Origin of the sequence: Cyanobium gracile UHCC 0139, assembly GCF_034931325.1 — a bacterium.
Taxonomy (GTDB): domain Bacteria; phylum Cyanobacteriota; class Cyanobacteriia; order PCC-6307; family Cyanobiaceae; genus Cyanobium; species Cyanobium gracile_B.
This window is the reverse complement of record NZ_JAYGHX010000014.1, coordinates 1-16018: the sequence shown is the minus strand read 5'-3', so window position 1 is coordinate 16018 and position 16018 is coordinate 1. Positions and strand designations below refer to the sequence as shown.

Here is a 16018-nt window from a genome sequence, read left to right as displayed (position 1 = left end):
CATGGGTTCCAGGGCACACGCGCCGGCGGACATCTCCTGCCTCCTGCAACGGCTCCAGGCGGTCCGCCAGCACAGTGAACGTCTGATCGAGGGTCTGGAGCCCGAGGATCTCTGCCTGCAGGGCATGGCCGATGCCAGCCCCGCCAAGTGGCACCTGGGGCACACCACCTGGTTCTTCGAGACCTTCCTGCTGGAGCCCCACCTGCCGGGCCACGCGACGCCCGACCGCCGCTGGGGCCATCTGTTCAATTCCTATTACGAAGCGGTCGGCAGCCGCCACCCCCGCCCCGAACGGGGGCTGCTCACCCGGCCGGCCATCGGCGAGGTGCTCGCCTGGCGCCGGCGCGTCGACGCCGGGCTGGAGACGCTGCTGCTGGAGCTGGATCGCGGCCCCGCTGAAGCCGCGGCCCCCCTGCTGGAGCTGGTCGAGCTGGGGCTGCAGCACGAGCAGCAGCACCAGGAGCTGCTGCTGATGGATCTGCTCGACGGCTTCAGCCGCAACCCCCTGGAGCCCGCCTATGGCGTTGAACCCCCCGGCGCTGGGGCGCCGGACACCGCCGGAGGCTGGCGCTCCCACCCCGGCGGCTTGGTGGAGATCGGCCACGCCGGCGCTGGCTTCCATTTCGACAACGAAGCCCCCCGCCACCGCCAGTGGCTGGAGCCCTTCAACCTCGCCGAAACCCTGGTGTCCAATGAGGCCTACGCCGCCTTCATCGCCGATGACGGCTACCGGCGGCCGGAGCTGTGGATGAGCGAGGGCTGGGCGGTGGTGCAGGAGCGGGGCTGGTGCGCCCCGCGCTACTGGCGCGGCGACTGGGAATTCAGCCTGGCGGGCCGCCGGCCGCGCCACCCCGAGGCGCCCGTGCGGCACCTGAGCTGGTTCGAGGCCGATGCCTTCGCCCGCTGGAGCGGCGGCCGCCTGCCGAGTGAAGCGGAATGGGAGCTGGTGGTGACGGAAGCCGCCCAACCGGGCGGCCGCCCCCTGCCCCAGGCCTTCGGCGCCCTCTGGCAATGGACCGCCAGCCCCTACCGGCCCTACCCGGGCTTCCGCCCCGCCCCCGGTGCGGTGGGGGAATACAACGGCAAGTTCATGTCCTCCCAGTTCGTGCTCCGCGGCAGCGGCTTCCTCACCCCGGCGGACCACGCCCGCCCCACCTACCGCAACTTCTTCGGGCCCCACTGCCGCTGGATGGCCGCCGGAGTGCGACTGGCCCGCGACGGCGCCACCCGCCCGTGCTGATCGACCTCCATCCCGAGCCGGCCGACATGGCCCGGCTGGTGATCGAGGGCATGGCCCGCCGCCCGAAGCAGCTGCCGGCCTGGCTGCTGTACGACGCCGAGGGGTCACGCCTGTTCGAGGCCATCTGCGAGCAGCCGGAGTACGGCCTCACCCGCACCGAGACGGCCCTGCTGGAGGCGCGGGCACCCGAGCTGGCCGCCGCCCTCGGGCCCGGGGTGGTGGTGGAGTTCGGCGCCGGCAGCGCCCGCAAGGTGAGTCCCCTGCTCAGCGCCCTGCAGCCGGCCGCCTATGTCGCCCTCGACATCAGCGCCGACCACCTGGCCCCCGCCTGCCGGGCCCTGCAGCAGCGCCATCCCGACCTGCCGGTGCTCGGCATCTGCTGCGACTACAGCCGCCTGGAGCAGCTGCCCGACCACCCCGCCCTGGCCGGCCACGGCCGGCTGGGCTTCTACCCGGGCAGTTCGATCGGCAACTTCGACCCCGCCGGCGCCCGGGACCTGCTGCGCCAGTTCCGCCGGCTGCTGGGGCCGGACAGCCGCCTGCTGATCGGCATCGACCAGCCCAAGGCGGTGGAGCGGCTGGAGGCGGCCTACAACGATGCGGCCGGCTGGTCGGAGGCCTTCGCCCGCAACCTGTTGACCCGGCTCAACCGGGATCTGGAGGGCGATTTCCACCCCGACGACTTCCACTACCGGGCCTGGTGGGACGCCGGCCAGTCCCGCATCGCCATGGCCCTGGTGAGCCGCCGCGAGCTGGAGGTGCACCTGGCGGGGCGGCCCTGGCCGTTCAAGGCCGGCGAACCGCTGATCACCGAATACAGCCACAAGTACGCCCCCGAGGCCTTCCTGGCCCTGGCCGCCGAAGCCGGCTGGCTGGGGGCGGGCCGCTGGAGCGATGCCGCCGGCGATTTCTGTCTGCATCTGCTGGTGCAGGCAGACTCGGAACAGCACCGGAGCACGCCATGAGCAGGGAGGAGCAGCGTCAGTCGATGCGCGGGGTGCGCGAGGGGCTGATCGAGGAGCTCGAGGACCTCTACCGCCGGGCCTTCGACAGCATCGGCGCGCAGGACCTGGGCGAAGGGGCCATCGCCCGGCTCACCCAGCTGCTGCTGCGCTCGCGGGAGGCGGCCATCACCCCCCTGCAGGAGGAGATCGAGGCGCCCCTGATCACGCGCGCCCCCGGCGAACCGATGCCATGAGCAGCAGCTGGCTGGAGGAACTGGAGGCGCGGCTGGATCAGCAGCTCGAGGGCTTCCTGCGCACCAATCCCCAGCAGGAGGAGCTGCTGCGGGAGCAGGCCGCCCGCGACCGCCAGCGGCAGCTGCTGGCGGAACGGGTGCGCCTGCGCCAGCAGGCGGAAGAGCAGCGGCGCGAACTGCTGCGGCTGGCCGAGGAGATCCGCCAGTGGCAGGAGCGCACCGGCCGCGCCCGGGCCGCCGGCGCCGAGGACCTGGCCGGCCGCGCCGAGCAGCACATGACCGGGCTGATGGATCAGGGTCGCCACCGCTGGCGCGCCCTGGCCGATCTGGGCCAGCGCTTCGCCGGCGTGGAGCAGGAGCTGGCCGAACTCACCAGCCGCCCCCGCAGCGGCGCCGCCCCCACCCCTGACCTGGAGGCCGACTGGGCCCGGTTCGAGGCCCAGCAGGAGCTGCAGGAACTGAAGCGCCGCAGCCAGCGCTGAGCCCCGCCGTCCCATGGGTTTCCTGCTCTCGAAGCTGCTGCCGCTCGGCCTCTACCCCCTCGGCCTGGCCCTGCTGCTCCAGATCGCCGGCCTGCTGGGCGGCCAGCGCCGCTTCGCCCCGGTGCTCTCCGGGGTGGGCATCGCCCTGCTCTGGCTGGCGGCCACGCCCCTGCTGAGCCGGCAGCTGGTCTGGAGCCTGGAGGAGCGGGCCGTCCGGCTGACGCCGTCGCCGATCCCCAGCGCCGATGCGGTGCTGGTGCTGGGCGGCGGCCTGCGGCCCGCCCTGCCGCCGCGCCAGGGGGTGGAGGTGAATGAGGCCGGCGACCGGCTGCTGCGGGCCGTGGCCCTGATGCGGGAGGGCAAGGCCCCCTGGCTGCTGGTGACCGGCGGCAAGGTCACCTTCATGGCCAACGATCCGGCGGCCGGTGAGGCCCGGCTGGCCAAGGCCCTGGCCACCAGCCTGGGGGTGGCCCCCGATCGGATCGTGACCAGCGAGGAGGGGCGCAACACCGGCGAGGAGGCCGGAGCCCTGGTGCGGGTGGCCCGGCAGCGGGGCTGGAACTCCCTGCTGCTGGTCACCAGCGCCACCCACCTGCCCCGTTCCCTGGCCACCCTGCGCCGCGCCGCCCCGGAGCTGCGCATCATCCCGGTGGCCTGCGACTTCCAGCTGCCCGAGCGGCGCTCCTTCGGCACCCCCACATTGGCCGGCACCCTGATGGGAGTGCTGCCCAGCGCCGAAGCCCTGGTGCTGACCACCACGGCCATGCGCGAGCACCTGGGCCTGGTGGCCTACCGGCTGCGGGGCTGGATCTGAGTGGGCTTGGTCGCCGGAGACGGCGGCGGGTTACTTCTTGGGCGCCGGCGGCACCAGGCTCACCCCTTCGGGCGGCGGGGTGGGGTCGGGATCGGCGATGAGCATGTGCTGCAGCACGATCTCCGGACGTTCACTGTCCCGCCAGCGGATGCGATAGGCGGGCATCTTGGTGCCCCGGCTAGTGGTCTGCTCCACGGGCTCCATGACCCAGCCACGGCGAGATCGCCCCTGGGGATTGCGCTTCACCACAGCATCGGCGTGTTGAAAGCGAAAACCGACGCGCTCACCACTCATACCAGAGCCCCGAGGGGGAGAAGGCCTACTGGGGTCCATTATCCCACTGCGTCGGTTCCGGCCTTCTCGCGGGCCTCCGGGCGCAGCAGGGGGAAGGCGATCACATCGCGGATCGAGGGGCTGTCGGTGAGCAGCATGGCCAGGCGATCGATGCCGATACCGAGGCCGCCGGTGGGGGGCATGCCCACCTCCAGGGCGTGCAGAAAATCTTCGTCCACCGTCTGGGCTTCGGGGTCCCCCGCCTGGCGGCGCAGCTGCTGCAGCTCGAGCCTGGCGCGCTGATCGAGGGGGTCGATCAGCTCGCTGAAGGCGTTGGCCGTCTCCCGCCCGACGATGAACAGCTCGAAGCGCTCCACCAGCCCGGGCTTGCTGCGGTGGGCCCGGGCCAGGGGCGAATTCTCCACCGGGTAGTCCATCACGAAGGTGGGCTGCACCAGGGTGGTCTCCACCGCCTGCTCGAAGGCCTCCACCAGCAGCCGGCCCACGCTGTCGGCCGCCTCGGGGGTCGCCAGGCCGGCGGCCGCCATCGCGGCTGCCGCCTCGGCACGATCGCCGAAGGTGTGGAAATCCAGGCCGGTGGCCTGCTCCACCAGCTCGTGCATGGTGACCCGCCGCCAGGGCGGGGTGAGATCGATCTCGGTGCCCTGGTAGGTGATCCGGGTGTCGCCGCAGACCTCCCGGCAGGCCGTCGCCAGCAGCTGCTCGGTGAGGTCCATCATCGTGTGGTAGTCGGCGAAGGCCTGGTAGATCTCCACCGAGGTGAACTCGGGGTTGTGACGGGTGCTCACCCCCTCGTTGCGGAAGATGCGCCCCAGCTCGTAGACCCGCTCGAAGCCTCCCACCACCAGCCGCTTGAGGTGCAGCTCGGTGGCGATGCGCAGGGTGAGGGGCAGGTCGAGGGTGTTGTGGTGGGTGGCGAAGGGGCGGGCGTCGGCACCGCCGGCTTCGGTCTGCAGGACGGGCGTCTCGATCTCGAGGAAGCCGCGCTCGTCGAGCCAGCGGCGCATGGCGCTCACCAGCCGCGCCCGGCGCCGGAAGGTCTCGCGGGTGTCGGGCGAGACGATCAGATCGAGGTACCGCTGGCGGTAGCGCTTCTCCACGTCCGCCAGGCCATGCCACTTGTCAGGCAGGGGCTGGAGCGCCTTGGAGAGCATCACCCAGTCGCTCACCTTCACCGACAGCTCGCCCCGGTCGGTGCGGCGCAGGCTGCCGTGCACCCCGATCCAGTCGCCGCCATCCACCAGGGAGGTGATCTGGGCGAAGGCCTCCGGCTCGTCCGGGTGGGCGGCCAGCAGGGCGGCCTTCTCGATGAACAGCTGGATCGGACCGGTTTCGTCGGCGATGGTGAAGAAGGCCAGCTTGCCCATCACCCGCCGGGTCATCACCCGGCCGGCCACCGCCACCGCCACGGCCCGCTCCTCGCCGTTGGGCAGGTCGGCGTGGGCCTGCTGCAGCTCGGCGGTGCGGTGGCTGGGGGCGAAGCCGAGCGCATAGGGGGCCCGGCCGAGGGCCTCCAGGGTGCGGGCTTTCTCCAGACGGGTCTCACGCAGATCCGACAAGGCAGGCAGGGCGATGGAGAAGGGTCGCTGCCCATCCTGCAGGACCGGACGGCATCGGCTTCGGCGGGCGGTTCAGCCGGCGGCGGCCAGGGTTCCTTCGCCCATGCGCTGGGAGGCGTAGCCCGTGCCCCTCACGGTGAGGATCAGCTCCGGGTTGCGGGGGTCGGGCTCGAGCTTGCCGCGCAGCCGCGCCACATAAACGTCCACCACCCGCAGGTCGGCGGCCCGGCGGGGCGGGTAGCCCCAGAGCTGCTCGAGGATCTCGGCCCGGGGCACCACCCGCCCCGGCTCGCGGAACAGGAGCTCCAGGAGGCTGAATTCGGTGTAGGTGAGGGCGATGCGCTGTCCCTCGCGGGTCACCTGGCGGCGATTGGTATCGACCACCAGATCCCCCACCCGCAGCACGCCGGTGCCCGTCGGCAGCTCCCGCGGCTCGCTGGTGGCGGCCCCCCGGCCCATGCGGCGCAGGATCGTGGAGATGCGGGCCTCCAGTTCCTTGGGACTGAAGGGCTTGGGCAGGTAGTCGTCGGCGCCGAGGTCCAGGCCCGCCACCCGCTCGGCAATGGCATCGAGGGCGGAGAGGAAGATGATCGGCACGCACGACTCGGCCCGCAACCGCCGGCAGACGGCGAAACCGTCCAGTTTCGGCAACATGACGTCGAGGACCACCAGGTCGGGCTGCTCCTTGTGGAACAGGGCCAGGGCCTCCTCGCCGTCCTCGGCGCACAGGACCCGATAGCCGGCCAGCTGCAGGCGCATCAGCAGCACCCGCCTGACGGCGGCCTCATCGTCAACGACGAGCAGGGTGGCGATGGGCTGGGAGGGCTGCTGGTCGGCGGTAGGGGGTGACGCGGGCTGCTGGGCGGCGGAAGCACCACCGGAGGATTCCTGCTCATCAGCCCCGTCGGTGAATGCGGAGGCTGAGGATGCAGAGGATGCAACCGATGGAATGGGCATCGCTCCTGTCCGACCGGGTGAAGAATCGCAACCATAACGCGACGTCGTTTCAGGCCGCGAACACGGAAACGGCTCCGGCAGCTGGCCTCTGGCCGGTTTACAACATTTCTTCAGAGTCCCCGGCCCGCCGGCGGCGGCCTCAGGGCCAGCGGGCCTCGGCGTAGCTGTTCCACTGCCTCTCGGCCTCAGCCAGGGCGGCATCGCTGTCGAGCTGCCCCAGCATCGCCCGCTGCAGCTGGGTGTAGAGGATCGCCTGCAGCCGCTTCACCCCCGGGGTCGCCGGCACCAGCACCCGCGCCGCGGCCAGGGTCTCGATCGAGAGCAGCCGGGCGGTGTGGACCAGCCGCTCCTGCCCGTCAGCGGGCACCGCCGCCCGCAGCCGACCCTCCAGGCTCGCCAGGGCGCCGCGGGAGGAGGGCAGCACCCGGGCCTCCTCGGCGAAGGCCAGCTGGTTGGCTGCGTTGCTCAGGAACAGGGCGAAGCTCAACGCCTCCGGGGCCATGGCGCTCTGGCGCGGCACCACCAGGTTCATCACCGCCACATTGGCCTCGCCGCTGGCCCCGGTCAGGGGCGGGAAGGGGGCGGAGGTGGCGGCGATGCCGGGGGCGTTGGTCTGCAGGTTGCGCAGGAAATCAGGACCGCTGGCCACCTGCGCCAGATCCCCGGCCTGGTAGAGCTCGATCGCCCGCCGGTAGCCCTGGCTCACCACCTCCCGCGGCAGCAGGCCGCGGCGGTAGAGATCGCTCCAGAAGGCAAAGGCCCGGCGACCGGCGGGGCTGTTGAACGTCGCCCGCTGGCGGTCGTCCAGCAGCCGCACCCCCATCTGCACCATCGACTCCATCAACTCGCCGGAGTCGTCGGGAACCACGGTCACGAACAGGGCATAGCGGCCGGTGCGGCGCCGGACAGCCTCGGCATAGGCCGGCACCTCCTCCCAGCGCCGCGGCGGGGCCACCAGGCCGGCCTTCCGCAGCAGCCGGCGGTTGGCGATCGTCACCCGGGCTGTCAGGTACCAGGGAATGCCGAACTGCTCACCCCCTTGTTGGCCGGAGGTCCAGATCCCGGCCAGGTAGCGCTCGTCGGCGTCGGGAGGCAGCAGGGGGGTGAGGTCCCGCAGGCCCCCCTTGCTGGCCAGGTTGGCGGCGAAGTTGGGGTTGAGGTTGACCAGATCAGGGGCGGTGCGGGCGAACACCGAGGCCAGCAGCTTGCGTTCCACCGAGCCCCAGGGCACGTCGGTCCAGCGCACCGTCACGCCGGGATGGGCCCGCTCCCAGGCGGCGATCACCCGCCCCATGTAGTCGTTGAAGCGGGGCGCCAGATCCAGGGTCCAGACGTTGAGCACCTTGCCCCGGCCGGGCGCGGGCGGCCGGGCGCAGGCTCCGGCGGCGAGGGCGAGGGCGAACGGGGCGGCCAGCAGCCGCAGGGCCTGGCGGCGGGGCAGGCGGGACGGCCGGCTGGAGCGGGGGGGGATCCTGACCATGGCTAGCGGCGCCAGCCGGAGCCCAGTTGCCGCCAGAACAGCAGTTGCAGGGAGCAGAGCATCGGGGCGAGCAGGGCCGTGATCAGGGTCTGGGCGAGCAGAACCCGCAGGCCGGATCCCGCCAGATCATCCCAGCGCCAGCCCGGCAGGGCCAGCAGGGCGGGATTCACCCCGTGCTCCTGGGCACTGCGGCCGGCCACCGGACCCGCCAGCTGCAGCGCGTCCCGGGTGCCGATCCAGTCGAGGATCCCCCACTGCAGCATCAGGCTGAGACCCAGCAGGGCCGTGCCCAGCAGGGCGAGCAGGCCGAGGCTGAAGCTGCGCTGGATCGGCGCCGCCCGCCGTCCCATCCGCCCCCACCACCAGCCCAGCAGCAGCAGGGCGGGGATCTGGGTGACACCGCCGGGGTGGAGGGCATCCAACAGCAGGCCGAGGGCCAGGCCGGCGCAGGCCCCCGAGAAGGGGCCGTCGCTCAGCGCCCAGGGCAGCAGCCACAGCACCGCCCAGCAGGGGCCGACGCCATCGAGGGCCAGCCAGCCCGGCGAGGCCAAGGCGAGCAGCGGCACCAGCAGGACCGTGGCGGCGAGCAGGGGCTGCCGGGTGAGCAGATCCATCAGCGCACCTGCACCTGCACCCAGTCGAGGGCCGACACCGGCGCGATCAGCTGCACCACCGCCTCCGGCGCCGGATCGGCGTTGGCGTCCATGGACTGGATCACGCCCACCGGCAGGTTCGGCGGCACCAGGGTGCTGGCGGGGGAGGTCACCACCACGTCACCGGGACGGGCCTGGGGATCCTTCTCGAGGAAACGCAGCAGGGGCCGGGCGGTGCCGATGCCGGTGAGCAGGCCGTGGTGCTGGGTGCGCCCCACCCAGACCCCGACCCGGCTGCTGGGATCGGTGAGCAGGGTGACGCTGGCGGTGCTGGGGGTGACACTCCCGACCAGGCCGACCAGGCCGCCCGGGCCGAGCACCGCCTGGCCGGCCCGGATGCCGCTGAGGGCCCCCTGGCCGAGCAGCAGCTGCCGCCACCAGCCGGAACCCTCCCGGGAGATCACCGGCGCGGTCACCCGATTGGGATTCTTCTGCTGCAGCTCCAGGAGCGAGCGCAGCCGCTGGTTGTCCCGCTCCAGCTGGGCCAGCCGGGCTCCGTCCTCGACGCGGCGGGCCGAGCGCAACCACTCGGCCTGGGCGGTCCCCGGCCAGAAGGGACGGCTGAGGAAGGCGTAGGCGTCGGTGAGCATCGCCCCCTTGCTGAGACGCACGGCCACGAGCGCCAGCAGCACCAGCAGCCAGGGCAGGAGGCGTCGCAGGGAGGGGCCTTGGACGAAGCGGAGCCAGCGCCAAGCCGGCATCGGACTCAGGCCGTCATACGGGCGAACTCGGGGGTGTCGAGCACGCGCTCGAGCCGGCTGTAGTCCTCCAGGACCATGCCGCAGCCGTTGACCACGCAGAGCAGGGGGTCTTCGGCCACGTGCGTGAGGATGCCGGTCTCGTGGCTGATCAGGTCGCAGATGCCCCGCACCAGGGCACCGCCGCCGGCGAGCATGATCCCCCGGTCGACGATGTCGGCCGCCAGTTCGGGTGGGGTGCGCTCCAGGGTGCGCTTGACCGCCTCCACGATCACGTTGAGCGGCTCGGCCATGGCTTCGCGGATGTCACCGGCCCGGATGTTGATCGTGCGCGGCAGGCCCGAGAGCAGGTGCAGACCCCGCACGTCCATGGAGGTCTCATCGTGGCCGTCGTCGGGGAAGGCGGAGCCGATGCGGATCTTGATGTCCTCGGCGGTGCGCTCGCCCACCACCAGGTTGTGGACCTTCTTGAGATAAACGCTGATGGCGTCGCTGAGCTCATCACCCGCCACCCGCACCGACTCGCTCAGCACGGTGCCGCCCAGGCTCAGCACGGCCACCTCGGTGGTGCCGCCGCCGATATCGACGATCATGGTGCCCACCGGATCGGTCACCGGCAGGCCGGCGCCGATGGCGGCCGCCACTGGCTCATCGATCAGGTGCACCTGCCGGGCCCCGGCCAGGCCGGCCTGATGCACGGCGCGGCGCTCGACGCCGGTGACGCCGCTGGGGATGCCGATCACCAGGCGCGGGGCGATCACGCCGCGGCCTTCGTTGCCCTTCTGGATGAAGCTCTTGATCATCTGCTCGGCCGCATCGAAGTCGGCGATGACGCCGTCACGCAGGGGCCGGATCGCCCGGATGTTGCCGGGGGTGCGGCCGAGCATCAGCTTGGCCTCCTCCCCCACCGCCAGGGGGGTGCCGCGCTCCAGATCGATCGCCACCACGGAGGGCTCCTGCAGCACGATCCCCTTGCCCGAGACGTACATCAGCGTGTTGGCCGTCCCCAGATCGATGCCGATGTCGCGGGAGAACTGGAAACGGCGGAAAAACACGGGCAGGGCCTCTGGCAGCGGTGAATCATAGGTGGGGCGATCCCGGCGGACCGGCCAGGTCGCCGCGGGTGTGACAACCGGGACGAAGGGTGGAACGGAAAGGGAGAGGCCCCCGATCGGGGTGCCGCATCATTGATCCATTCGTTCCAGGAGCACGCCATGGGCGTCAATTCCATCACCCTCGTCGGCAGAGCCGGCCGCGACCCGGAAGTCCGCTACTTCGAATCCGGCAGCATGGTCGCCAACCTCACCCTGGCGGTGAACCGCCGCAGCCGCGACGACGAGCCCGACTGGTTCAACCTGGAGATCTGGGGCAAGCAGGCCCAGGTGGCCGCCGACTACGTCCGCAAGGGTGCCCTGATCGGCATCATCGGCTCGTTCAAGCTCGACCGCTGGACGGACAGGGCCAGCGGCGAGGAGCGCAGCAAGCCGGTGATCCGCGTCGACCGGCTGGAGCTGCTCGGCAGCAAGCGGGACGCCGAGGGCGGCGGCGGCGGCAGCTTCGGGGGCGGTTTCGGCGGGGGCGAACCCAGCGAAGAGGAGGTGCCGTTCTGAGCCGGCGGGCCCGGATTCAGCCCGGGGGGCTTGTGCCAGTGGCCCAGCCGGGTTATCAAGCGTCCGAAGCCAGAGAAGGCGCCCCCCGGGGCGCCTTTTTTACTGTCAGCCCCTGGGTCAGAGCCGTTGGCGGTTCTGCTTCCAGACCCGCAGCGCCAGCCCCACGCCCCCCGCCAGCACCGCCAGCAGCAGCACCACCTTCACCACCCGGGCGGCCGGCTCGATCCAGCGCTCCACATTCGTGTAGCCCTCCCCCAGCGCCAGGCCCGCCAGCGTCAGCAGCAGGGTCCAGATCAGGCTGCCGGCGGTGGTCCAGAGCAGGAAGGGCGTCAGCGGCATCATCTCGATGCCGGCCGGCACAGAGATCAGGGTGCGGATACCGGGCACCAGCCGTCCCCAGAACACCAGCGCCGTGCCATGGCGGCTGAACCAGCGGCGGCTGCGGTGCAGCTCCTGGGGGCTGATCCCGATCCAGCGACCGTGGCGCTCCAGCCAGTGCTCGATGCGCTCCTCGTTCACCAGCCGGCCGATGCCGTACCAGGGCAGGGCACCGAGCACGGTGCCGAGCAGGCCGGCCAGCACCACCGGCACCAGAGCGAGCTTGCCCTGGTGCACAAAAAACCCCCCGAGCGGCATGATCAGCTCGGAGGGAATCGGGGGAAACAGGTTCTCCAGGAACATGGCCGCGAAGATCGCGCCATACCCTGCCGCCGGGTTGGCCTCCACCGCCGCACCGATCATCTCGGGCAGCTTCTGGACCAGTTCGATCACCATCGGGCCAGCCGGAACAGAGGCGAACGTCTTCCACGACGGCCCGGACGCTGCCAGCAGCGCCGGGCCGGCCGCCGCTCAGTAGCGGTAGTGGTCGAGCTTGTAGGGGCCTTCCACCGGGACAGCGATGTAAGCCGCCTGTTCGGGGGTGAGCTCGGTGAGCCGGGCGCCGATCCGCTCGAGGTGCAGGCGGGCCACCATCTCGTCGAGGTGCTTGGGCAGCACGTAGACCTCCTTGCCGTACTGGTCGCCCTTGGTGAACAGTTCGATCTGGGCCAGCACCTGGTTGGTGAAGGAGTTGCTCATCACGAAGCTGGGGTGGCCGGTGCCGCAGCCCAGGTTCACCAGCCGGCCCTCGGCCAGCAGGATGATCCGGTTGCCGCTGGGCAGGATCACATGATCCACCTGGGGCTTGATGGTCTCCCAGGCGTACTGCTTGAGGGACGCCACATCGATCTCGTTGTCGAAGTGGCCGATGTTGCACACGATCGCCTGGTTCTTCATGGCGAGCAGGTGCTCGTGCCGGATCACGTGGTAGTTGCCGGTGGCGGTCACGAAGATGTCCACATCCGCCACCACATCGTCGAGACGCACGACGCGGTAGCCCTCCATAGCGGCCTGCAGGGCGCAGATCGGATCGATCTCGGCGATCATCACCGTGGCGCCGAGTCCGCGCAGGGACTGGGCCGAACCCTTGCCCACATCGCCGTAGCCCATCACCAGGGCCACCTTGCCGGCCACCATCACGTCGGTGGCACGCTTGATGCTGTCGACCAGCGATTCACGGCAGCCGTAGAGGTTGTCGAACTTGCTCTTGGTGACCGAATCGTTGACGTTGATGGCAGGGAACGGCAGCTCACCGCTCTTCTGCATCTGGTACAGCCGGGCCACGCCGGTGGTGGTCTCCTCGGTGACGCCCTGGATGTTGGCGTAGATGCGGGAGTAGAAGCCCGGCTGCACCGCCAGCCGCTGGCGGATGGAGTTGAACAGCGCCACCTCCTCCTCGCTGGAGGGGTTGTCAAGCACCGAGAGATCCTTCTCGGCCTTGCTGCCGAGCACCACCAGGCCGGTGGCATCGCCACCGTCATCGAGGATCATGTTGGGGGTGCCGCCATCGCCCCACTCGAGGATGCGGTGGGTGAAGGCCCAGTACTCATCCAGCGTTTCACCCTTGTAGGCAAACACCGGAATGCCGGCGGCGGCAATGGCGGCGGCGGCGTGGTCCTGGGTGGAGAAGATGTTGCAGGAGGCCCAGCGCACCTCGGCGCCGAGGGCCACCAGGGTCTCGATCAGAACGGCGGTCTGGATCGTCATGTGGAGGCTGCCGGCGATCCGGGCGCCCTTCAGGGGCTGCTCGGCGCCGAACGTCTCGCGCAGGGCCATCAGGCCGGGCATCTCGGTTTCGGCGATCGCCAGTTCCTTGCGGCCCCAGTCGGCCAGGCCGAGATCGGCGATCACATACGAAGCGGTCGCCTGAAGGCCAGCAAAGGCAGCCTCAGGGCTGGAAGGTGTTGCCACCATGCATGAAAAGCTCCCCTAGGGGAGGACGAAGAAGTGGAAATATCTGCAGAGACGCCGAGGCTTCGGGCTCGCTGGAGGGCAATCTACATCGATGGAATCCGCTGACGCGATCGAGGTGTGCCATCTGGCGGACCCCGCCGCCACCGACGCCCTGGGGCGGCGACTGGCGTCGCAGCTGCTCGCGGCCGTTGACGGGGACGGCGCCCTGCTGCTGCTGCGGGGGGAGCTCGGGGCCGGCAAGACATCGCTGGTGCAGGGGCTGGCCGCCGCCCTGGGCATCAGCGAACCGGTCACCAGCCCCACCTTCGCTCTGGCCCAGCACTACGACATCGACAGCGGCTCGGACGCGGGAACCACGGCCCTGGTGCACCTGGATCTCTACCGGCTGGAACCCGGTGCCGCGGCCGATGAACTGTTCGCCCAGGAGGAGGAGGACGCCCGCGGCCTTGGTGCCGTCCTGGCGGTGGAGTGGCCCGAGCGGCTCAGCTTCCGGCCCGAGGGAGCCTGGGAGGTGGCGTTGAGTCACGCGGAGGATGGCGAGGGCCGGCTGGCCCGGATCAACCCGCCGCCAGGCTTGACCCCGCCGCGACCCTTGCCTCCAGCGCCGCGATGATGCGGGCATTGGCGGCCGGAAAGGGGTAGCTGGCGAGTTCATCCGGCGTCACCCAGCGCACCTGCTGGGAGGCCAGCGGCTGCGGCTCCCCCGCCAGCCAGCGGCAAAGATGCACCACGAAGCGCAGCCGCTTGTGGCTGTAGGCGTGCTCAAGGGTGATCAGCTCCTCCCCCACCGTCACCTCGATGGCCAGCTCCTCGCGCAGCTCCCGCTGGATGGTTGCTTCGATCGCCTCCCCCGGCTCCTGCTTGCCCCCCGGAAACTCCCACAGCCCCCCCAGCAACCCCTCCGGGAGCCGCTGGTCGATCAGCACCCTGCCCGCAGCGTCCGACACCACCCCCACCCCGATCACCTGGAACGGCACGGGCGGGGGGGTGTCCTTCACGGGGAAGCGGCCGGGGTCGCCGGCAGCGTAGGCAGCGCAGTGCGCCTGCCACGGGCAGGCGCCGCAGGAGGGCTGGCGGGGGGTGCACACGCCGGCGCCCAGATCCATCAGGGCCTGGTTGAAGGCGCGGGGCCGCTGCGGGTCGAGCAGCGTCTCGCTGAGCCGCCAGAACCCGGCCAGCTCCCGCTTCGGCGGAGCCGGGTGGGCCACCAGCCGGGCCAGCACCCGCTGGACATTGCCGTCGAGGATCGCGAAGGGCCGATCGAAGGCGGAGGAGAGGATGCTGCCGGCGGTGCTGCGGCCGATGCCCGGCAGGGCCATCCAGCCTTCGAGCGTGCGCGGCCAGGGGTCGCCCGTGCCCTGAGGCGATGGCTGGGAGGTGGCGTGGAGCTGCCGGGCCCCCGCGTGGAGACGGCGGGCCCGGGCGTAGTAGCCCAGGCCCTGCCAGAGCATCAGCACCTCGTGCTCGCTGGCGGCGGCGAGGGCGTCGAGGTCGGGGAAGGCCGCCATCCAGCGGTGCCAGTAGGGCAGCACCACCGCCAGCTGGGTCTGCTGCAGCATCACCTCGGCGACCCACACCCCGTAGGCGGCCAGGGGCTCCCCCGGCCCGGGCCGGGAGCCATCGGGGTGCAGCTTCCAGGGGATGTGGTGGCGGCCGTCCCGCTCCCACCAGTCGAGCAGGTGGGCCCGCAGTGGTTCGATCGGGCCCGGAACCTGCGGGGACCGCGTCCTAGAGGAACCCACCCGGACGGGGTCGGCCGCTGGAGAGGGACACGTTGCCCTGCCCGCCGCCGGCCCCAGCCCCCTGGGCCGAGGCTGGCGGCGGTGCTGGGCGCGGTGGTGGCTGGGGCACGGCCACGACGTTGAAGGCGATCGACCAGCGTTCCCCCTCGCCCCGGAAGGGGGGCACCGAGTGGGGCTGCCAGGCCGGGAACACGTAGAAATCACCGGGCACCGGCAGCACGTAGTGGGCCATGCCGGTGCGGAAGCTCTGGATGTGCCATTCCTCCGGGCCGTGGAAACAGAGCTGGCCGTCGAAGCTGTCGGCCCGGATCTGGGGCGGCACCTGCAGGAACAGCACGCCGGAGAAGCTGCCGCCGTGGGTGTGGGTGGGGTTGTAGTCGCCGGCGCGCTGGGCGTTGAGCCAGAGGTCGATCATCTGCAGGCCATAGCGGCCCGGCGTCCAGGGGCCGCGGCCCTGGGGCGGCTGCTGGTCGATCACGTGGCGGATCCAGCGCTCGCAGGCCGGCAGGATCACCGAACGGCAGAGCTCGGCGGCGGCGGGGTGGTCAGGGCCGAGTTCCCGCTGCTGGGTCAGCTGGCCGGCCAGCTTCACGGAGGCATCGGGACTGCGTTCGGGCGCCGCCAGCACCGCCCGGGCCATGGCCTGCAGCTCGGCCAGCTGGGAGGGGCCCAGATGGCCCTGGAGCAGGTAGCGGGGAAAGAGACTGATCACCTCCATGGTCGGGGCCTCCGAGGCTGCGGGGGGCATGCCGGCCATGGGAAGAGGAGGTGCGTGCGGTTCCAAGCCTCGCAAACGGAGCGCTCCGAAGGGCGTCAGATGGCCACGTAGGCCTCGACGGCGTCGCTGAGGCGGCGCAGCCCGGCCAGGCCGTCGCGCTCCAGGTTGCGCACCCGGTCGCGGCTGATGCCCAGGATGCGACCGATGCCGGTGAGGCTCATCGGCTCCTCGCCGTCGATGCCGTAGCGCATCTTCAGCACCCGCCCCTGCAGTTCCGGCAA

At 71.4% G+C, this 16018-nt stretch carries 19 protein-coding genes; 7 read left to right on the top strand and 12 right to left on the bottom strand.

Going from position 1 to position 16018, the window contains the following annotated elements:
• Nucleotide 1: 1 nt before the first annotated feature.
• From egtB to VB738_RS15385, 5 genes are read left to right on the top strand one after another with little or no spacing between them, the layout of a single operon-like run.
• Nucleotides 2–1240, top strand: coding sequence for an ergothioneine biosynthesis protein EgtB (gene egtB / locus VB738_RS15405; protein ID WP_323306585.1), 1239 nt, complete (start codon nt 2–4; stop codon nt 1238–1240).
• Entirely contained in the window at nt 1234–2205 is a 972-nt protein-coding gene (gene egtD / locus VB738_RS15400; RefSeq protein ID WP_416233190.1) for an L-histidine N(alpha)-methyltransferase, read from the top strand. The genes egtB and egtD overlap by 7 nt, the downstream gene beginning before the upstream one ends.
• Nucleotides 2202–2438, top strand: coding sequence for a hercynine metabolism small protein (locus VB738_RS15395; protein ID WP_323306584.1), 237 nt, complete (start codon nt 2202–2204; stop codon nt 2436–2438). The genes egtD and VB738_RS15395 overlap by 4 nt, the downstream gene beginning before the upstream one ends.
• Nucleotides 2435–2920, top strand: a complete 486-nt coding sequence (locus tag VB738_RS15390; RefSeq protein ID WP_323306583.1) for a hercynine metabolism protein — start codon at nt 2435–2437, stop codon at nt 2918–2920. Before VB738_RS15395 ends, VB738_RS15390 begins: the two co-directional genes overlap by 4 nt.
• 13 nt (nt 2921–2933) lie before the next feature.
• Nucleotides 2934–3734: a YdcF family protein gene (locus VB738_RS15385; protein ID WP_323306582.1), complete on the top strand. Its 801-nt coding sequence runs from the start codon at nt 2934–2936 to the stop codon at nt 3732–3734.
• A gap of 30 nt (nt 3735–3764) precedes the next feature.
• Here the strand turns inward: VB738_RS15385 and VB738_RS15380 are convergent, their stop codons facing one another.
• From VB738_RS15380 to VB738_RS15350, 7 genes are all read right to left on the bottom strand, one after another.
• The gene (locus VB738_RS15380) at nt 3765–4028 is read right to left on the bottom strand and encodes a hypothetical protein (RefSeq protein ID WP_035832975.1); all 264 of its coding nucleotides are present in this window, start codon (nt 4026–4028) and stop codon (nt 3765–3767) included.
• A 38-nt stretch (nt 4029–4066) separates the two neighbouring features.
• On the bottom strand, nt 4067–5587 hold the full coding sequence (lysS, locus tag VB738_RS15375; RefSeq protein WP_323306581.1) for a lysine--tRNA ligase: 1521 nt from the start codon (nt 5585–5587) through the stop codon (nt 4067–4069).
• Between the two features lie 72 nt (nt 5588–5659).
• A complete protein-coding gene (rpaB, locus tag VB738_RS15370) occupies nt 5660–6544 on the bottom strand; it encodes a response regulator transcription factor RpaB (RefSeq protein ID WP_323306580.1) in 885 nt (294 codons plus the stop codon).
• Between the two features lie 139 nt (nt 6545–6683).
• A complete protein-coding gene (locus VB738_RS15365) occupies nt 6684–8024 on the bottom strand; it encodes a sugar ABC transporter substrate-binding protein (RefSeq protein ID WP_323306579.1) in 1341 nt (446 codons plus the stop codon).
• A gap of 2 nt (nt 8025–8026) precedes the next feature.
• Nucleotides 8027–8638, bottom strand: coding sequence for a rod shape-determining protein MreD (locus tag VB738_RS15360; protein WP_323306578.1), 612 nt, complete (start codon nt 8636–8638; stop codon nt 8027–8029).
• Nucleotides 8638–9378: a rod shape-determining protein MreC gene (gene mreC, locus VB738_RS15355; protein ID WP_323306577.1), complete on the bottom strand. Its 741-nt coding sequence runs from the start codon at nt 9376–9378 to the stop codon at nt 8638–8640. The genes VB738_RS15360 and mreC overlap by 1 nt, the downstream gene beginning before the upstream one ends.
• Before the next feature lie 5 nt (nt 9379–9383).
• Nucleotides 9384–10430, bottom strand: a complete 1047-nt coding sequence (locus VB738_RS15350; protein WP_216920256.1) for a rod shape-determining protein — start codon at nt 10428–10430, stop codon at nt 9384–9386.
• Nucleotides 10431–10589: 159 nt separating this feature from the next.
• Here VB738_RS15350 and VB738_RS15345 point away from each other — a divergent pair, with 159 nt between their 5' ends.
• Nucleotides 10590–10985 (top strand): single-stranded DNA-binding protein, encoded by a 396-nt coding sequence (locus VB738_RS15345; RefSeq protein ID WP_216920242.1) that lies wholly within the window; start codon nt 10590–10592, stop codon nt 10983–10985.
• Between the two features lie 117 nt (nt 10986–11102).
• On the opposite strand, the gene VB738_RS15340 is transcribed toward VB738_RS15345, so the two are convergent.
• Together VB738_RS15340 and ahcY are read right to left on the bottom strand one after the other, a co-directional pair.
• Entirely contained in the window at nt 11103–11759 is a 657-nt protein-coding gene (locus tag VB738_RS15340; protein ID WP_323306576.1) for a DedA family protein, read from the bottom strand.
• Between the two features lie 75 nt (nt 11760–11834).
• On the bottom strand, nt 11835–13277 hold the full coding sequence (ahcY, locus tag VB738_RS15335) for an adenosylhomocysteinase (protein WP_323306575.1): 1443 nt from the start codon (nt 13275–13277) through the stop codon (nt 11835–11837).
• A gap of 91 nt (nt 13278–13368) precedes the next feature.
• On the opposite strand from ahcY, the gene tsaE reads away from it, so the two are divergent.
• Entirely contained in the window at nt 13369–13890 is a 522-nt protein-coding gene (gene tsaE, locus VB738_RS15330; protein WP_323306574.1) for a tRNA (adenosine(37)-N6)-threonylcarbamoyltransferase complex ATPase subunit type 1 TsaE, read from the top strand.
• On the opposite strand, the gene mutT is transcribed toward tsaE, so the two are convergent.
• From mutT to VB738_RS15315, 3 genes are all read right to left on the bottom strand, one after another.
• Nucleotides 13835–15019 carry an 8-oxo-dGTP diphosphatase MutT gene (gene mutT / locus VB738_RS15325; RefSeq protein WP_323306573.1) on the bottom strand — a complete coding sequence of 395 codons (1185 nt, stop codon included), beginning with the start codon at nt 15017–15019 and terminating at the stop codon, nt 13835–13837. The genes tsaE and mutT overlap by 56 nt on opposite strands.
• Nucleotides 15006–15767 carry a putative 2OG-Fe(II) oxygenase gene (locus VB738_RS15320; RefSeq protein ID WP_323306572.1) on the bottom strand — a complete coding sequence of 254 codons (762 nt, stop codon included), beginning with the start codon at nt 15765–15767 and terminating at the stop codon, nt 15006–15008. Before VB738_RS15320 ends, mutT begins: the two co-directional genes overlap by 14 nt.
• Before the next feature lie 65 nt (nt 15768–15832).
• Nucleotides 15833–16018: sigma factor-like helix-turn-helix DNA-binding protein (locus VB738_RS15315; RefSeq protein WP_323306571.1), on the bottom strand; the 186-nt coding region annotated here is incomplete at its 5' end.